This is a genomic window from Rhizobium sp. NZLR8 (assembly GCF_019685025.1).
Classification (GTDB): Bacteria; Pseudomonadota; Alphaproteobacteria; order Rhizobiales; family Rhizobiaceae; genus Rhizobium.
Genome location: NZ_JABDVY010000011.1, coordinates 103313 through 119910 on the forward strand (window position 1 = coordinate 103313; position 16598 = coordinate 119910).

16 protein-coding genes are annotated in these 16598 nt (G+C 61.1%); 11 read left to right on the forward strand and 5 right to left on the reverse strand.

The annotated features are described in order from the left end of the window. Positions 1-66 precede the first annotated feature (66 nt). The 5 genes from HJB89_RS22575 to map all read left to right on the forward strand — a co-directional run bounded on the left by HJB89_RS22575 (position 67) and on the right by map (position 4365). Positions 67-441, forward strand: a complete 375-nt coding sequence (locus HJB89_RS22575) for a YciI family protein (protein WP_207581368.1) — start codon at positions 67-69, stop codon at positions 439-441. After that, entirely contained in the window at positions 438-1697 is a 1260-nt protein-coding gene (locus HJB89_RS22580) for an RNA polymerase sigma factor (RefSeq protein WP_207581367.1), read from the forward strand. Before HJB89_RS22575 ends, HJB89_RS22580 begins: the two co-directional genes overlap by 4 nt. Positions 1698-1791: 94 nt before the next feature. Beyond that, on the forward strand, positions 1792-2259 hold the full coding sequence (locus HJB89_RS22585; protein ID WP_221117664.1) for an SRPBCC family protein: 468 nt from the start codon (positions 1792-1794) through the stop codon (positions 2257-2259). Between the two features lie 246 nt (positions 2260-2505). Then, entirely contained in the window at positions 2506-3567 is a 1062-nt protein-coding gene (locus HJB89_RS22590) for an LLM class flavin-dependent oxidoreductase (protein ID WP_221117663.1), read from the forward strand. A 39-nt stretch (positions 3568-3606) separates the two neighbouring features. Further along, on the forward strand, positions 3607-4365 hold the full coding sequence (map, locus tag HJB89_RS22595) for a type I methionyl aminopeptidase (RefSeq protein ID WP_221150543.1): 759 nt from the start codon (positions 3607-3609) through the stop codon (positions 4363-4365). A 96-nt stretch (positions 4366-4461) separates the two neighbouring features. On the opposite strand, the gene HJB89_RS22600 is transcribed toward map, so the two are convergent. Continuing rightward, entirely contained in the window at positions 4462-5037 is a 576-nt protein-coding gene (locus tag HJB89_RS22600) for a PadR family transcriptional regulator (RefSeq protein WP_221132482.1), read from the reverse strand. A gap of 166 nt (positions 5038-5203) precedes the next feature. Between HJB89_RS22600 and HJB89_RS22605 the strand changes: the two genes are divergently transcribed. Further along, on the forward strand, positions 5204-6388 hold the full coding sequence (locus HJB89_RS22605; RefSeq protein WP_221150579.1) for a YbfB/YjiJ family MFS transporter: 1185 nt from the start codon (positions 5204-5206) through the stop codon (positions 6386-6388). Between the two features lie 217 nt (positions 6389-6605). After that, positions 6606-7871, forward strand: a complete 1266-nt coding sequence (gene sbmA, locus HJB89_RS22610) for a peptide antibiotic transporter SbmA (RefSeq protein WP_207581362.1) — start codon at positions 6606-6608, stop codon at positions 7869-7871. Between the two features lie 213 nt (positions 7872-8084). Here the strand turns inward: sbmA and HJB89_RS22615 are convergent, their stop codons facing one another. Next, positions 8085-9074: a polysaccharide deacetylase gene (locus HJB89_RS22615; protein WP_207581361.1), complete on the reverse strand. Its 990-nt coding sequence runs from the start codon at positions 9072-9074 to the stop codon at positions 8085-8087. Between the two features lie 121 nt (positions 9075-9195). Between HJB89_RS22615 and HJB89_RS22620 the strand changes: the two genes are divergently transcribed. From HJB89_RS22620 to der, 3 genes are all read left to right on the forward strand, one after another. After that, positions 9196-9780: an NnrU family protein gene (locus HJB89_RS22620; RefSeq protein WP_207581360.1), complete on the forward strand. Its 585-nt coding sequence runs from the start codon at positions 9196-9198 to the stop codon at positions 9778-9780. 206 nt (positions 9781-9986) lie between these two features. Continuing rightward, positions 9987-10670, forward strand: a complete 684-nt coding sequence (locus tag HJB89_RS22625; RefSeq protein ID WP_221117879.1) for a tetratricopeptide repeat protein — start codon at positions 9987-9989, stop codon at positions 10668-10670. A 16-nt stretch (positions 10671-10686) separates the two neighbouring features. Next, complete coding sequence (gene der, locus HJB89_RS22630) at positions 10687-12111, forward strand: ribosome biogenesis GTPase Der (RefSeq protein ID WP_207581358.1); 1425 nt, start codon at positions 10687-10689, stop codon at positions 12109-12111. 235 nt (positions 12112-12346) lie between these two features. Here the strand turns inward: der and HJB89_RS22635 are convergent, their stop codons facing one another. Next, positions 12347-12784 (reverse strand): MarR family winged helix-turn-helix transcriptional regulator, encoded by a 438-nt coding sequence (locus tag HJB89_RS22635; RefSeq protein WP_207581357.1) that lies wholly within the window; start codon positions 12782-12784, stop codon positions 12347-12349. 159 nt (positions 12785-12943) lie between these two features. Here HJB89_RS22635 and HJB89_RS22640 point away from each other — a divergent pair, with 159 nt between their 5' ends. Next, positions 12944-13957: an alpha/beta hydrolase gene (locus HJB89_RS22640; protein WP_221150544.1), complete on the forward strand. Its 1014-nt coding sequence runs from the start codon at positions 12944-12946 to the stop codon at positions 13955-13957. A gap of 6 nt (positions 13958-13963) precedes the next feature. Here HJB89_RS22640 and HJB89_RS22645 read toward each other — a convergent pair whose 3' ends face one another. Both HJB89_RS22645 and HJB89_RS22650 read right to left on the reverse strand, forming a co-directional pair. Next, on the reverse strand, positions 13964-15145 hold the full coding sequence (locus HJB89_RS22645; RefSeq protein ID WP_221150545.1) for a glycosyltransferase family 1 protein: 1182 nt from the start codon (positions 15143-15145) through the stop codon (positions 13964-13966). A 238-nt stretch (positions 15146-15383) separates the two neighbouring features. Continuing rightward, positions 15384-16424: a glutamine synthetase beta-grasp domain-containing protein gene (locus tag HJB89_RS22650; protein ID WP_207581354.1), complete on the reverse strand. Its 1041-nt coding sequence runs from the start codon at positions 16422-16424 to the stop codon at positions 15384-15386. Positions 16425-16598 lie beyond the last annotated feature (174 nt).

A 16598-nucleotide genomic window follows, 5' to 3' on the forward strand; every position in this document is an offset into this window, starting at 1 on the left:
ATAATTTTGATGCGGCCTGTCGGCTAAGCGGTTACTCCTTCGTCATTCGGAAAGAGGAGTGACCCGATGCTTTATGCAATCCTTTGTTACGCCCATGAGGAAACCGTCTTTGCCTGGACCAAGGAGGAGGAGGCTGCCGTCATGGAGAAGCTCTATGCCGTGCAGGAGCCGCTTGCCGCAGCCGGCAAGCTCGGCCCCGTCGGCAGGTTGATGCCGACGACGGCGGCGACGACGGTGCGCAAGGGCAAGGACGAGGCTTTGGTCATCGACGGCCCATTTGCAGAAACGAAAGAGGCGCTTCTCGGCTTCTACGTGGTCGACTTCGAAACGCTCGATGAGGCGATCGCCTTCTCGAAACAGCTTTCGTCGGTCAATCCAGGTTCCACCTCTTACGAAATTCGGCCTTTCTACGTCTTCAGGCCGGGAGATGCTTCATCATGACCGATATTGCCTGGATCGACCTTGCACTTGCCTCGGCCCGCCCGAAAGCCCTTGGCGCCCTGCTGCGCTATTTCCGTACTCTCGATACTGCGGAAGAGGCGTTTCAAGAGGCATGCCTGAGGGCGATCCGGACATGGCCGGAGAAAGGGCCGCCGCGTGATCCCGCGGCCTGGCTCATCTTCGTCGGCCGAAACAGCGGGATCGATGCGGTGCGTAAGCGGACGAAGCTCCAGGCCTTGCCGGATGAGGACGTCATCTCCGATACCGAGGATGCCGAAAGCGACATCGCCGAGCGACTGGACGATTCCCACTATCGCGACGATATCCTGCGGCTGCTGTTCATCTGCTGCCATCCGGATCTGCCGGCGACCCAGCAGATCGCGCTGGCGCTGCGCATCGTCTCCGGGCTTTCGGTGCCGCAGATCGCCCGTGCCTTCCTGGTGTCGGAAAGCGCCATGGAGCAGCGCATCACCCGGGCCAAGGCACGGGTGGCGAAGGCCGGCGTGCCTTTCGAAACGCCAAGCCCTGGGGAAAGGGCCGAACGGCTGTCGATCGTCAGCACGATGATCTATCTCATCTTCAACGAGGGCTATAGCCAGGCCGACCCGAAGCATGAGGCTGCGGCCTTCAGCGACGAGGCGATCCGGTTGGCACGCCTGATGCTGTATATCTTCCCGTCCGAACCGGAGTTGATGGGGCTGCTTGCACTGATGCTTCTGCAGATCTCGCGCCGCCCGGCGCGCTTCAGCGCCGAGGACGAGATCGTGCTGCTCGAAGATCAGGACCGCGCGCGCTGGAACCAGCCCCTCATCAACGAGGCTTTGGCGCTGCTCGACAAGGCGCTGCGACACCGCCAACCCGGCCCCTATCAGCTACAGGCGGCCATCGCCGCGATCCATTCTCGGGCAAAACGTGCCGGGGATACCGACTGGGTGGAGATCGATCTGCTCTACCGCGCGCTGGAGCGTCTCCAGCCGTCTCCTGTCGTGACGCTCAATCGCGCTGTCGTGGTTTCCAAACTGCGCGGACCGCAGGATGCGCTCGATCTCATCGATCCGCTTGGCGAAAAACTCGGCGGCTATTTCTACTATCACGGCCTGCGCGGCGGGCTGCTGAAGCAGCTTGGCTTGACCTGCCAGGCGCGCGAAGCCTTCGACCGCGCCATTGCGCTTGCCCATTCGGCGGCTGAAGCGGCTCATATCCGCCGGCAGATCGACAAGATGCAGGAAGAGGCGACGCAGCCGACCGCAAAATAATCAGGAAAAATCGGCACGCTGTCGGAAAGGCAAACTTCGATACGTCCTTGCTACAACCTGGGAAGCAGGTTTCATTCAATTGGAGAGATGCCGAATGACCGCCAGCACGCAACATGAACTCGTCCTCGTTCGCGAATTCGACGCGCCGCGCGAGAAGATCTACAAGGCATGGACCGATCCCGACCTCATGAAACAGTGGTTCGTGCCGCGCCCCTGGGGTGTGGCGGAAGCGACGCTCGACGTCCGCCCCGGCGGGTCCAGTGTCATCGTCATGCAAGATCCCGAGGGCAATCAGTATCCGAACCGTGGCGTCTATCTCGAGATCGTCGAGAACGAGAAGATCGTCTTCACCGATGCCTATACCAGCGCCTGGGTGCCTGCCGAGAAACCTTTCTTCACCGGCGTCATCCTGCTCGAAGATCTCGGCAATGGGCGCACGAAATATACGGCGAAGGCGCTGCATTGGCGCGCCGAGGATAAGGAAACGCACGAGAAGATGGGCTTCCACGAGGGATGGGGCAAGGCTGCTGAGCAACTGGCGGAGCTGTTGGCGAAGATGTGAACGGCGCGGGCGTTGGCGCTACTCAAGCGCGGCATGAAGCAGCTTGGAAAATGATTCCGCCGTGGCTTCGAAGTCGTTGAATTCAGATTCGAATTTGTGGGTGGGTTCTGTCCCTTGATGTCTGCCGAAGCAGGGCAAAGACATCATGCCACTATCGAATTTTTCGAACATTCCGTTCCAGAGTTTGTATTTGCGCTCCGTCTCGGCGATCCTTATCTCCGGGCAGAATTCAACAGGATGCCGACAATGGAACTGGGCCTTTATACATTCGCCGACGTCAATCCCAACCCGTCCCGCAGCAAGGGCGCGGAAGGGGCCGAGCGGCTTAAGCATCTGATCGAGGAGGTCGAGCTTGCCGATCAGGTGGGGCTCGACGTCTTCGGACTCGGCGAACATCATCGGCCGGATTACGCGGCGTCGGCTCCCGCGGTCGTGCTGGCGGCGGCGGCCGTCAGGACGAGGAATATCCGGCTGACAAGTGCGGTCACCGTGCTTTCTTCCGATGATCCGGTGCGCGTCTTCCAGCAGTTTTCGACGCTCGATCTGATTTCCAACGGCCGGGCCGAGATCATGGCGGGGCGCGGCTCCTTCATCGAGTCCTTCCCGCTATTCGGCTACAACCTCGAGGACTACGACCAGCTTTTCGAAGAGAAGCTCGATCTGCTGCTGGCGTTGCGCGATAGCGAAGTGGTGGAGTGGAAGGGCGAGCTTCGCGCTGCGATTAACGGGCGCGGTGTCTATCCCAGGCCGTTGCAGGATCGGCTGCCGCTCTGGGTCGCGGTCGGTGGCACGCCGCAGTCGGTGGCGCGCGCCGGCGCGCTCGGCTTGCCGGTAGCGCTGGCGATCATCGGCGGCGAGCCGCGCCGTTTTGCGCCGCTCCTCGATCTCTATCGCGAGGCGGCGCGCCGGGCAGGGCAGGACCAGGCAAAGCTGAAGACCAGCATCAACGTTCATGGCTTCGTCGCCGATACGACGCAGGCTGCGGCCGACCAGTTTTACGGGCCGCAGGCCGAAGTGATGAACCGCATCGGGCGCGAGCGCGGCTGGGGGGCGACGAGTCGGGCGCAGTTCGACATGTCGCGCGGGCCGAGCGGGGCGCTCTTCGTCGGCGATGCCGAGGCGGTCGCGGAAAAGATCATCGCCCATCATGCACTCTTCAAAAACGACCGCTTCCTGCTGCAGATGGCGATCGGGCTGATGCCGCATGCGCAGATCATGCGCGGCATCGAGCTCTACGGGACGAAAGTCGCGCCGATCGTCAGAAAGGCGTTGACTGAAAGCGGCGAAGGGGCGAAAGCCACAGCTTGAGGCGGCCGTGGCCGTTCTGCGCAAGGCCGGAACAGACGAATGGTTATCGCAAACGACGACGAACTGGCGAAGCTCAAGGAGATCGGCCGCATCTGCGCCAACGCCATCCAGGTGATGGCGGCGACGATGGAGCCCGGCATGACGACGCTGGAACTCGACCGGATCGGCCGCAAGGTACTCGAGGATTCGGGCGCGCGCTCGGCGCCGGAGTTCTGCTACCAGTTTCCCGGCGCCACCTGCATCAGCATTAATGAGGAAATCGCCCATGGCATTCCCGGCCCACGCGTCATCCGCGCCGGCGACCTCATCAATATCGACGTTTCGGCCGAGAAGGACGGCTTCTTCGCCGATACCGGTGCCTCCTTCGCGATGCCGCCCGTCAAGCAAAAGATCGAGCGGCTCTGCCGCGACGGCAAGCGGGCGCTCTGGGCCGGCCTCAACCAGGTGAAATCGGGCGAGCCGCTCGCAAAGATCGGCACCGCCGTCGGCGCGTTCGCGCAGAAGAACCGCTACACCCTGGTCGCCAATCTGGCGAGCCATGGCGTCGGCCGCTCTCTGCACGAGGAGCCGGCCGAGCTCTCGACCTGGCCGGACCCTTCAGAAAAACGCATGATGACGGAAGGTCTGGTCTTCACCGTCGAACCGTTCCTGTCGCTCGGCGCGACATGGGCGGAAGGCGGCGACGATGCGTGGACGCTCTATGCCGATCCAAAGGCGCCAACGGTGCAATATGAACATACGGTGGTTGCAACGCGCTACGGGCCGGTGGTGCTGACCTTGCCGGATGGGCGGGCGTAGGGCGCAGCTGGTGCGCAGCCCATAGTGCGGAGCCTCGAAGCACGCCGCAACGCTGCTCCTTGCATTCATCGGACGGGCCGAGCACCAACCTCGTCCTCAACCGCGCGTTTCCGGCTTGCCGCCCTGCAGGATTTCGGTGGCGGCGCGTTCCAATATGCCGGCGATGCGGGCGGCTTCGGGTTTCGACCAGGGATAACGCATGCGCAGGGCCGAGCGCAGTAGCATGCGGGCAGCGCGAATATCGCCGCCGTCCTGCATGAAATCGCCGTCATCACCCTCGTCGGCGCCGTGGCGGTCGGTTTCGAACACACGCTTCACATAGGCCATCTTCTCGCCGATGCGCTCGAGCTTGGCGAGCGTGTGCAGGATCATGTCGCGGTTTTCCTCGACGCGGCGACGGCCGGCCTCGGTGATACGATAGAGCTTCTTGGTGCCCTCGGCCTCCACTTCGGCAAGACCGGTTTCCTCGAGATAGGTGAGCGCGGGATAAATGACGCCGGGGCTCGGTACATAGAAGCCGCCAGAGCGCTCCTCCAGCAACTTTATCAATTCATAACCGTGGCGCGGTTGCTCAGCGAGCAGCGCCAGGATGACGAGCTGCAGATCGCCGGCAGCGAACTTGCGGCCCATGCGGAAAGCTTCGCCGAACATGCCGCCTTTAAAACCTCTCATGAGTTTTCCTTTCATCAGCAGATATATCGTTGGTTATGTCGTAAAACATATATCGTAAGATAGCCTTTTTCAAGGGAAGCGAGGAATTTTTCATGTTTCCGGAAATTGATCGATCGATCAGAATTACTTGATTGTGATGCAGATGCTGCGGCGCGATAAGCGCTGCATGCTCGAGCGCATCCGTCACTCCCCGCCGAACCTCGTTTCCACCGCCGCTGCCGGCGCCGTCGCTATGGCCGCCGCCATGGGCTTCGGGCGCTTCTCCTACACGCCGATCCTGCCCGGCATGATCAGCGGCGTGCCGCTTTCGGCTGCGGATGCAGGCTTCATCGCGTCGGCGAATTTCCTCGGTTATCTCGTCGGCGCTGTGCTTGCCGCCTATGGCTGGGCTGCGGGGCGCGAACGACTGGTGGCGCTTTTGTCGCTGCTGGCGACCGCGATCCTGCTTGCGGCCATGGCCGCCACCCAATCCGTCGCGGTCTTTGCTGTCATCCGGTTCCTCGCCGGCCTTGCCAGCGCCTTTGCGATGGTCTTCACCTCGTCGATCGTGCTCAGCCACGGGGCTGCTGCCGGTAATGACCATGTGCAGGCGGCGCATTTCGGCGGGCCGGGGGCGGGTATCGCACTATCCTCGGTCATGGTGTTTCTCATCGGCCTTGGTTATCACGACGGGCCGGGCGGCTGGCGGGCCGACTGGATCGGCGGAGCGCTCTATTGCGCGGCAAGCCTCGTCGTCGTCTTCCTGTTGCTGCCGTCAGCCCCGGCGCAATCGGCGCAATCGGGCAAGGAGCCGGCGCTTGTCTGGAGCCGACCGATGGTGCTGCTAACGTTGTCCTACGGCCTGTTCGGCTTCGGCTACGTCATCACCGCGACCTTCCTCGTCACCATCGCGCGCCTTTCGGCGACAGGACCCTTGGTCGAATTCCTTTGCTGGTTCATCGCCGGGCTGACGTCGGCGGTGGCGCTGTTTGCCTGGAAGCCGCTTGTCAGGCGGCTCGGGCTTGGCGGCGTTTATGTCGCAGCCCTTCTGATCGAGGCGGCCGGCGTGCTTGCGACTGTGGCATTGCCGCATTCCGCCGCGCCGCTGGTCGGCGGTGCGCTGTTCGGGGCGACCTTCCTGGCGATCACGGCTTACGGGCTGCAGATCGGCCGCAAGCTTTCGCCGGAAAGCCCGCGGCGGATACTGGCGATGATGACGGCTGCCTTCGGTGTCGGCCAGATCGTCGGGCCTGTTGTTGCCGGCTGGATCGCCGAGCGCAGTGGCAATTTCACCGCCCCAACAGTGATCGCCGCCATCGCCCTTGTTGCCTGCGCAGCGTTGGTGATGCCGGTGATCAAGAAAATCGCATAGAGCGATTCAGCTTCGCAGAACTGCTCCATAATTTTGTCTCTACGCAATTCCGGACGGAAAACCGCTTCCCACTTTTCCTGGAATTGCTCTAACCCGTTACATCTCCGTAACAATGGGCCGAACCCATTGCTGCTTCCTTCGAACTGCCTTAGTTTCCGGCAAAATCAGTGTTCCGTGACACTCCCGAGACTCACAGTTCAGGAAAGCAAAGCTCCCCGTGTTTCATTCCTTTTTTCCGCAGCCGAAGGCGTTCTTTACCTCGCTTGTTGTTTGGACGCTGATTTCCATCGCCGGCTGGTATCTCTTTGCCGCTAATCTCGGTGCATCGCTCGGCTATGCGCCGGTCGCCGAGGAACAGCAGCCGATCGACCTGTCGTTCTTCCTGCTGCCCGAAAATGTCTGGTTCTACAGCTATTTCTTCCTTACGGCGGTGATCTTCTGCGGCGCATGGCATCTGAAGGCGCTGCACCACCCTTGGAAGCTGTGGTCGATCTGGGGTTCGGCGCTGATTATTTTCGTCACCTATTTCGGCGTCCAGATCAGCGTCGTGATCAACAACTGGCGCCGGCCATTCGGCGACCTGCTGCAGAACGCATTGTCGAAGCAGCCAGGCATTTCCGTCGACAATTTTTATAGCTTAATGTGGGTCTTCTGTCAGATCGCGTTCCTCAGCATGTTCGTGTCGATCATGACCGACTTTTTCACCAGCCACTATATCTTCCGCTGGCGCACGGCGATGAACAATTTCTACATGTCGAAGTGGGAAAAGCTGCGGCACATCGAAGGCGCCTCGCAGCGCGTTCAGGAAGACACGATGCGCTTTTCGAGCACGCTCGAAGGTCTCGGCATCAGCCTCATCAACTCGGTGATGACGCTCGTGGTATTCCTTCCGATCCTTCTGGCGCTGTCGCATTATGTGACGGAACTACCGTTCATTGGGCCGGTGGCGAATTCGCTCTTCTGGCTGGCGCTCTTCTGGTCGGCGTTCGGAACGGTTTTGCTGGCGGTCGCGGGTGTCAAGCTGCCGGGCCTGAACTTCCGCAACCAGCGCGTCGAAGCGGCCTATCGTAAAGAACTGGTCTATGGCGAGGACCATGCGGAACGGGCTCAGCCGCTGACCGTCACCGAACTCTTCGGCAACGTTCGCCGCAACTACTACCGCATGTATTTCCACTACATGTATTTCAATGTCGCCCGCTATTTCTATATCCAGGCCGACGCACTCTTCGTGGTCTTCATGCTGGTGCCGACGATCGTGGCGGGCACTATCACCTACGGTATCTTCCAGCAGATCTCTACCGCCTTCGGGCAGGTCAGCAACTCGTTCCAGTATCTCGTCAACTCCTGGACAACGATCATCGAACTGCTCTCCATCCACAAACGCCTCAAGGCCTTCGAGGCAGCAATCGACGATGAGCCGCTGCCGGATATCGACCAGCGTTATCTGGAGCGTGATGCTGGTGTCGTGCACGCCGACGGTTGATGAGTGGGGCTGCCTGGATGGGGAAGGGCACGTGGGCATTCGATGACGGCATGCCGTGCGGCCCCTCATCCGACCCTGCGGGCCCTCTTCTCCCCGCCGGGGAGAAGAGGGAGTCGAGGCGCCGCTGCTTGTCTCTTCTCCCCTCGGGGAGAAGGTGGCGGCAGCCGGATGAGGGCCCCACACGGCACCACACCTCATTCCAAAAATAACTTATTACAGCCCTGACGACTGCTGCAATTTCCCGCGGGCCTCGATCAGCGAGATCGCTTCGGAATAGCTGACGCAGGCGACGTCGGCGCGATGGCAGACGTCGCCGACCAACCGGTCGAGGGCGCGCCAGTAGGCGCCGCCGTTCATTTCGACGAAGTGGAAGCCGAGCTGGAGGGGGGTGCGGCCGCCGGCATATTGTTTGTCGAAAGCTTCTTTGAAGGCCGAATAGGCGCGCTCCTCGAAGGCAGCGCTGTCCACTCTGTCTTCTTCACCCTTGGAATGGCGGACGAAGAGATTGTAGTCCATGCCGATGATCGGCTTTTCGCTCGGGCCCTCGGGGATCAGCGGCAGGCCGAAGCGGATGATGCCGTCTTCCTCGACCGGCATGGCCGGACCTTTGGTGACGAGGCTTGCGTCATAGCTGAAACCCGCCTTCTTTTCGGCGGCGATCATATCGGCGCCCGCCGTTGCGGAAAGATAGGGTGCGCGAAAACCCTTGATGCCATGGTCGACCAGATCCCGCCAGCCGGCCGGCTCCTGGAGGCCGACGCTTGTCCAGGCATTTTTCAAAGTCGCGTGGAAGGTGGCGTATTCGGCCGACCAGTCGGCCTCGCTCCAGAGACGGCCATCGAAATGGCCGCAGGCATGGCTCGATATGTCGTGGCCTTCGAGATGGGCGTGCCAGATATTGCCGAGCCTTTCGCGGATCTCGTCGTCGCTCTGGGCGAAGCCGACATTGGATTTGCCGCGCTTCTGATGCGGCGCCTGGTAGGCCTTCTTCGCCGCCTCGTTCATCAGGAAAGTGCAGGAGAGGAAATAGGTAAAGTGGGCGCCGTTCTTCGCGGCCATCTCGCGGCTCTTCAGCCAGAGCGCATTGTCGTGGGCGCCGTCGAACGAAATGATGACCAGCTGTTTCGGCCGGTCGGCCGCCTCTGCCATCGTCGGCAGGAGGAACGACACAGCCAGACAGGTGGAGAGGAGATGACGAGACATGGACACCGCGACAATTTGTTCGCGATTTCCCTCCGATAGAATTGCGGCGAAGCTGCGGTCTTACTGGCATTTTTTCACGCCAGCCGGTAAGCCATGACAAACGGCACGGAAGGGACCCGCAATGACTTTGCTTATCGTCGGCATTATACTTTTCCTCGGGGTGCATTTGGTGCGGGTGGTATCGCCCGGCTTCCGCCGTTCGATGATCGCAAGCCTCGGCGAAAAGGGGTGGCGGGCGGCCTATTCCATCGCGAGTCTGGCGACGCTGATCCTATTGATCTACGGCTTCGGGCGGGCGCGTGAAGTAACCGGAATGCTTTACAATCCGCCGGTCTGGATGGCGCATATCACGATCACGCTGATGCTGATCGCAATGATCTGTCTCGTCGCCTCGCTATTGCCGGCGGGGCATATCGCCACCAAGACCAAACATCCGATGGTGCTGTCGGTGAAAATCTGGGCGCTTGCCCATCTGCTCGCCAATGGTGAGACGTCGTCGGTGCTGTTGTTTGCGGCCTTCCTCGCCTGGGGCGTCATCCTGCGCATCTCGCTGAAAAGACGGCAGCGGGCGGGCGAGATCGTGCTTCGGCCCTTCGTCTCGGCCAAATACGACCTCTATGCCGTTATCATCGGCATCGTCGTCTGGGCGCTGATCATCTGGAAGCTGCACGAATGGCTGATCGGCGTTTCGCCGCTCGCCATGTGACCTGCGCATACCCCCGAAAATCGATTCCGATTTTTGGAAAGGATTATACGCGGATTCAAAGTGTTAGAGCGTCCTTGGCGCGTCTGAAAAGACGCGCGGCGCTCTAATCTTTCATATCCCCCTTACAACGGCGGCAAAATGGAGTAGAAGGCCCGACAATGTGCGTTTTGCACAACGTATAGGTATTTCCGCGGCCGGAGACGAGAATGGCATTCAACGACGACAGCTTCATCCGTGAAGTCAATGAGGAATTGCGCTCCGACCAGATGAAGGGCGTCTGGCGCCGGTTCGGCCGCTATATCATCGTCGTCGCCATCCTGATCGTCGCCGGCACCGCCGGCAAGGTTCTCTTCGAATATTGGGACGATACCCGCTCCTCGGGCGCCGGTGACCAGTTCCTGGCGGCGATGAAGCTTGCCGACGAGAACAAGAATGACGAGGCGCTGGCCGCGCTCGACAAGCTCGAAAAGGAAGGCCACGGCGCTTATCCGGTGCTGGCGCGCATGCGGGCCGCGACTGTCGAAGTCCAGAAGGGCGATACCGCTGCGGCGATCGCTTCCTTCAACGAGATCGGCAAGGACAATGGTGTTCCGGCCGCCGTGCGCGATGCCGCCAAAATGCGGGCCGGCTGGCTGCTCATCGAAAACGGCTCTTACGAACAGGTTTCGGCCGCGATCGAGGAAATGGCCGTCCCAGGCAACGCTTTCCGCCATTCGGCACGCGAAGCGCTCGGCCTTGCTTCCTTTAAGGGCGGCAACATGGCGCAGGCTCGGCAGTGGTTCCAGTCGATCGTCGATGATACCGACAGCCCGCGCAATGTTGCCAATCGCGCCCACATGATGCTTGATCTCATCACCGCATCCGGCAAGGCGCCCGCCGCGCAGGGCTGAGTTTTAAGGAAAAAGAATGAGTTTCACGGTCGCGATCGTCGGTCGTCCGAATGTCGGCAAGTCGACCCTTTTTAACCGCCTGGTGGGTAAGAAGCTGGCGCTCGTCGATGACACGCCGGGTGTGACCCGCGACCGCCGTCCGGGTGATGCGCGGCTGATGGGCCTGACCTTCACCATTATCGACACGGCCGGTCTGGAAGAGGCCGACGCGGAAAGCCTGCAGGGCCGGATGCGCGCCCAGACGGAAGCGGCGATCGACGAGGCGGATCTTTCGCTTTTCATCGTCGACGCTAAGAGCGGATTGACGCCCGTCGATACCGATCTTGCCGAAATGCTGCGCCGGCGCGGCAAGCCGGTGGTTCTCGTCGCCAACAAATCCGAGGCGCGCGGCTCCGACAGCGGCTTCTACGACGCCTACACGCTCGGGCTTGGCGAGCCGACGCCGATTTCGGCCGAACACGGCGAGGGCATGCTCGATCTGCGTGATGCGATCGTCGAGGCTATCGGCAAGGACCGGGCTTATCCGGCGAAGGAGGAGGTCGCCGTCACCAACGTCGACATTCCTCAGTCTGAAGGCGAGGGCAGCGATGAGGACGAAGAGCCTGCCTATGACGACACCAAGCCTTTGCGCGTGGCGATCGTCGGGCGGCCGAATGCCGGCAAGTCGACGCTGATCAACCGTTTCCTCGGTGAGGACCGGCTTTTGACCGGGCCGGAGGCGGGCATCACTCGCGATTCCATCTCGGTCGAATGGGATTGGCGCGGCCGCACCATCAAGATGTTCGATACGGCAGGCATGCGACGCAAGGCCAGGGTGATCGAGAAGCTGGAAAAGCTCTCTGTCGCCGACGCGTTGCGCGCCATCCGTTTCGCTGAGACAGTGGTGATCGTCTTCGATGCGACGATCCCCTTCGAGAAGCAGGATCTGCAGATCGTCGACCTGGTGCTGCGCGAGGGCCGCGCGGCCGTTCTCGCTTTCAACAAGTGGGATATGATCGAGGACCGGCAGGCGGTGCTTGCGGACCTTCGCGAAAAGACCGATCGGCTGCTGCCGCAGGCACGGGGCATCCGCGCGGTGCCGATCTCCGGCCAGACCGGCTGGGGCCTCGACAAGCTGATGCAGTCGATCATCGACACCGACATGATCTGGAACAAGCGCATTTCGACGGCGAAGCTCAATCGCTGGCTGGAAACGCAACAGATCCAGCATCCGCCACCGGCCGTTTCCGGCCGCCGCATCAAGCTGAAGTACATGACGCAGGTCAAGGCTCGCCCGCCGGCCTTCATGATTTCCTGCACGCGCTCCGACGCGCTGCCGGAATCCTATACGCGTTATCTGATTAACGGGCTGCGTGCCGATTTCGACATGCCGAGCGTGCCGATCCGTATTCATTTCCGTTCGGCTGAGAATCCGTTTGAAGGCAAGAAGAGGCGGACGTAGGGGTTCTTGGGGCGCCAGTTGGCGTTTGTGGAATATCCGTTCGCGTCGTGCCTGGGGTTACCCCTGCCGGGCATCTCCCCCACAGGTGGGGAGATCGGCTGGGCGGACCCGCTCGCTCCAGCATCAATTGTTTGGGGAGATGCTATCCGCGAGTCGATCTCCCCCCTTGTGGGGGAGATGCCCGGCAGGGCAGAGGGGGTAACCCCAGGTACGACCTATCTCGATCGTCTTGAACCTAAGCCACGCTCTTATTCAGCGCCTCGCGTAGCGCCACGATCTCAGCCTGTAGCCGAGTAAGATCCGCTGCATCGCGACCGCTGGCCTCGGCGATGCAGCCCGGTATGCCAGTCGCTTTTTCCTTCAGCCGCTTGCCTTCTTCGCTGAGGCGGATGACGACGACGCGCTCGTCCTCGCGGCTGCGTTCGCGCCTGATATAGCCGGCGCTTTCCAGGCGTTTGAGCAGAGGGGTCAGCGTGCTCGATTCCAAGAAGAGCTTTTCGCCGAGGCCGCCGACGGTCTGGCCGTCCTGTCCCCACAGCGCGACCATGGCCAGATATTGCGGATAGGTGAGGCCGAGTGCGTCGAGAAGCGGCTTGTAAACGCGGTTCAGCGCATGGCTTGCCGTATAGACGGCGAAGCAGATGAAATCGTCGAGCTTCAGCTGATCCTGCATGGTCATCTCCAGAACTGAGCGAGTTTATATCGTACGATAAATAATCGCAAGCGTCTTTTTGGCATGGCAGATATGCGGATATGTAGATTGTGTAATAAATAGTCGTGCGCGATACAAAAGCCGTGTTTACGCCGAACACGGAACCGAGAGGACAAGACAATGTCGACCATCAAGACCGCAGTTTCCGCAGCAGCACTCCTGGCAGCCTCCGCCGCCGGCGCGCTTGCTGATCCGGTACTCGAGCCGACAACGCAGAAGTTCATCGATGGCCTTGCCGGCGGCAAGCCGATCTATACGCTATCGCCGACCGATGCCCGCAATGTTCTGGCCGGCGCGCAGAAGGGCGATGTGAAGAAGCCTGCGGCGCAGGAAGAGGATAAGGTCATCAAAACAGGCCCGACCGGCAGCATCAAGCTGCGTATCGTCCGCCCGGAACAGGCCAATGGCACGCTGCCGGTCATCCTCTATTTCCATGGCGGCGGCTGGGTGCTCGGCGATGCGGATACGCATGACCGGCTGGTGCGCGAGATCGCCAACGGCGCCAATGCCGCCGTCGTCTTCGTCGATTACGAACGCTCGCCGGAGGCCCGTTATCCCGTTGCCATCGAGCAGGCCTATGCCGCAACCAAATATGTCGCCGAGCATTCCAAGGAGCTCAACGTCGATACCGGCAGGCTCGCGGTCGCAGGCGACAGCGTCGGTGGCAACATGGCGGCGGTGGTGACGCTGCTTGCCAAGGAGCGCGGCGGTCCCGCCATCGACCAGCAAGTGCTGTTCTACCCGGTCACGGACGCCAATTTCGACAACGGTTCCTATAACCAGTTCGCCAATGGCCCGTGGCTGACCAAGGAAGCGATGAAGTGGTTCTGGAACGCCTACCTGCCCGACGAAGCCAAGCGCAAGGAGCCGACGGCTTCGCCGCTGCAAGCCTCGTTGGAGCAGTTGAACGGCCTGCCGCCGGCGCTCGTCATCGTCGACGAGAACGACGTGCTGCGCGACGAGGGCGAGGCCTATGCCCGCAAACTCAGCCAGGCTGGCGTCCGAGTCACGTCAATGCGTTACAACGGCACGATCCACGATTTCGTGCTCTTGAACGCCATTGCCGAAACGCCTGCTGCACGCAGCGCGATTGCGGTTGCGAACGACACGCTTCGCAACGCTTTGCACAAGTAGGACGGATTAGTCCGCGGAGGGGAGAGGCCCGGCGGTTTCGCCGGGCTTTCTGCTTCTTGGAAGTGACTTGGCAAATTGCCAAGCCTTCTTCCATTTCGGCGTGATGACGCCGTTGGCAGCGCGGATGTTGTTGATGAACTGCAGCGTCGCCGCTTCCCAGGAATATTGCATGGCAAGCTCGCGCGCCTTGCCGCGCGAGGCGGAAAGCGCGGCAAGGCAAGCGGCCTGAAGGTCCTGGTCCAGCGCGCCGACGTCTTTGTCTTCGCCGATGATATCGAGCGGGCCGGTGACCGGATAGGCTGCGACCGGCACGCCCGATGCCAGCGCTTCGAGGATGGTGTTGCCGAAAGTGTCGGTGAGCGAGGGAAAGACAAAGACATCGGCCTGGGCATAGGCGTTCGCCAGATCCTCGCCGAATTTCACGCCGGTAAAGTGCGCCTCGGGATACCGCTGCTCCAGCTCGGCGCGTGCCGGGCCTTCGCCCACCACAACCTTCGAACCCGGCAGGTCGAGATCAAGAAAGGCCGGCAGGTTCTTTTCCAGGGCCACGCGGCCGACCGTCATGAAGATCGGGCGAGGAAGGCCGAATGGCTTCTCTTCAAGAGGCATCGGATGGAATTGCGTGGCGTCAATGCCCCGGGTCCAGGGCATGAGGTTCTTGATGCCGCGTGCAGCAAGCTCGCGAGCAAGGCTCGGCGTCGCGACCATGCACCCAGCGCCGCCATTATGGAACCAGCGTACGAAGGCATAAAGCCAGCTCTGCGGTATCGGCAAGCGGGCGGAAACATATTCGGGAAAGCGCGTGTGATAGCTGGTGGAGAAGGGCATGCCCTTACGCAGGCACCAGCGGCGAGCGGTCAGCCCCAGCGGGCCTTCGGTGGCGATATGCACATAGGAAGGATTGTGTTTTTCGATCTCGCGGGCGATGCGGCGGTAATTGGCGATCGACAGGCGGATTTCGGGATAGGTCGGGCAGGGGATGCTGTTGAAGCGCTCCGGCGTGACCATCGAAACCGCAACGCCCATCGTCGCCAATTCGCGGTTGGTGTTCTCGATCGAGCGCACGACGCCGTTGACCTGCGGATGCCAGGCATCTGTGACGATCACCAGACGTTCGGGCAGGTTGCCGGCGGCTGTAGCATTGGCCCAGCTCTCGCCATGATGAGTGTTTGCTGGACGTTGCAGCATGTCACAATTTCCATCCGCGTTGCCTCGATATGCAACGCTTAGCCCCAAAGCGGGGTTCCGGAACGGCGATTCCCGCCTGCCTATTTTGAGGCATGATCATGATGGAAATATTACAGCCGCATGCCAGCGGTTGCAGGGCTTTCAGCCGCCGGATTCCCGCGATTATGTCAGCGGTCGATCGCGGCTTTCGTGCGGAACGAACGACGGCGCCGGTCGTGGACCGGCGCCGTTTGGAAGGTTAAGCGGCGGCGGAAGCCGAGCTTGCAGTCGGAACTTCCGAAATCGTCTTCAGAACCTGCGAAGCGATCTGGTAGGGGCAGCCCTGAGAGTTCGGACGGCGGTCTTCCAGATAGCCCTTGTAATCGTTCTTGACGAAGGAGTGCGGGACGCGGATCGAAGCGCCACGGTCGGCAACGCCGTAGGAGAACTTGTTCCACGGTGCCGTTTCGTGCTTGCCGGTCAGGCGCTTGTCGTTGTCGGGACCGTAGACTTCGATGTGGTCCATCAGGTTCGTTTCGAACTGCGCCATCAGCGCTTCGAAATAGGCCTTGCCGCCGACTTCGCGCATGAACTTGGTCGAGAAGTTGCAATGCATGCCCGAACCGTTCCAGTCGGTGTCGCCGAGCGGCTTGCAGTGATACTCGATGTCGATGCCGTACTTTTCGGTCAGGCGCTGCAGCAGGTAGCGAGCCATCCAGATCTGGTCGGCGGCTTTCTTGGAGCCCTTGCCGAAAATCTGGAATTCCCACTGGCCCTTGGCCACTTCGGCATTGATGCCTTCGTGGTTGATGCCGGCAGCGAGGCAGAGGTCGAGATGTTCTTCGACGATTTCACGGGCGACGTCGCCGACGTTCGAATAGCCGACGCCGGTGTAATATGGACCCTGCGGAGCCGGGTAGCCCTGCTCGGGGAAGCCAAGCGGACGGCCGTTCTGGTAGAAGAAGTATTCCTGCTCGAAACCGAACCAGGCATCTTCATCGTCGAGAATGGTTGCGCGAGCGTTGCTCGAGTGCGGCGTGACGCCATCGGGCATCATGACTTCGCACATGACGAGCGCGCCGTTGGTGCGGGCCGGGTCGGGATAGATGGCGACGGGCTTCAGCACGCAATCGGAACTGCGGCCTTCGGCCTGCATGGTCGACGAACCGTCGAAGCCCCAGAGCGGAAGCTGTTCCAGCGTCGGGAATACGTCGAATTCCTTGATCTGCGTCTTGCCACGCAGGTTCGGTACCGGAGTGTACCCATCGAGCCAAATATACTCGAGCTTATATTTTGTCATCGTGACTCTCTCAATGCGACAAAGGTGAGCAAATCCGGAAGCGATTTCGGCGCGTAAAGCGCATCCGACCGCCAGGGGATGACACTTTAAAAGCACGTAGCGTGCCAGTTTGGCTGAGGGAGAAGAAAAAATCGCAAATCGGCAGGCCAACATGCGTTTTCTTTTGCCGAAACC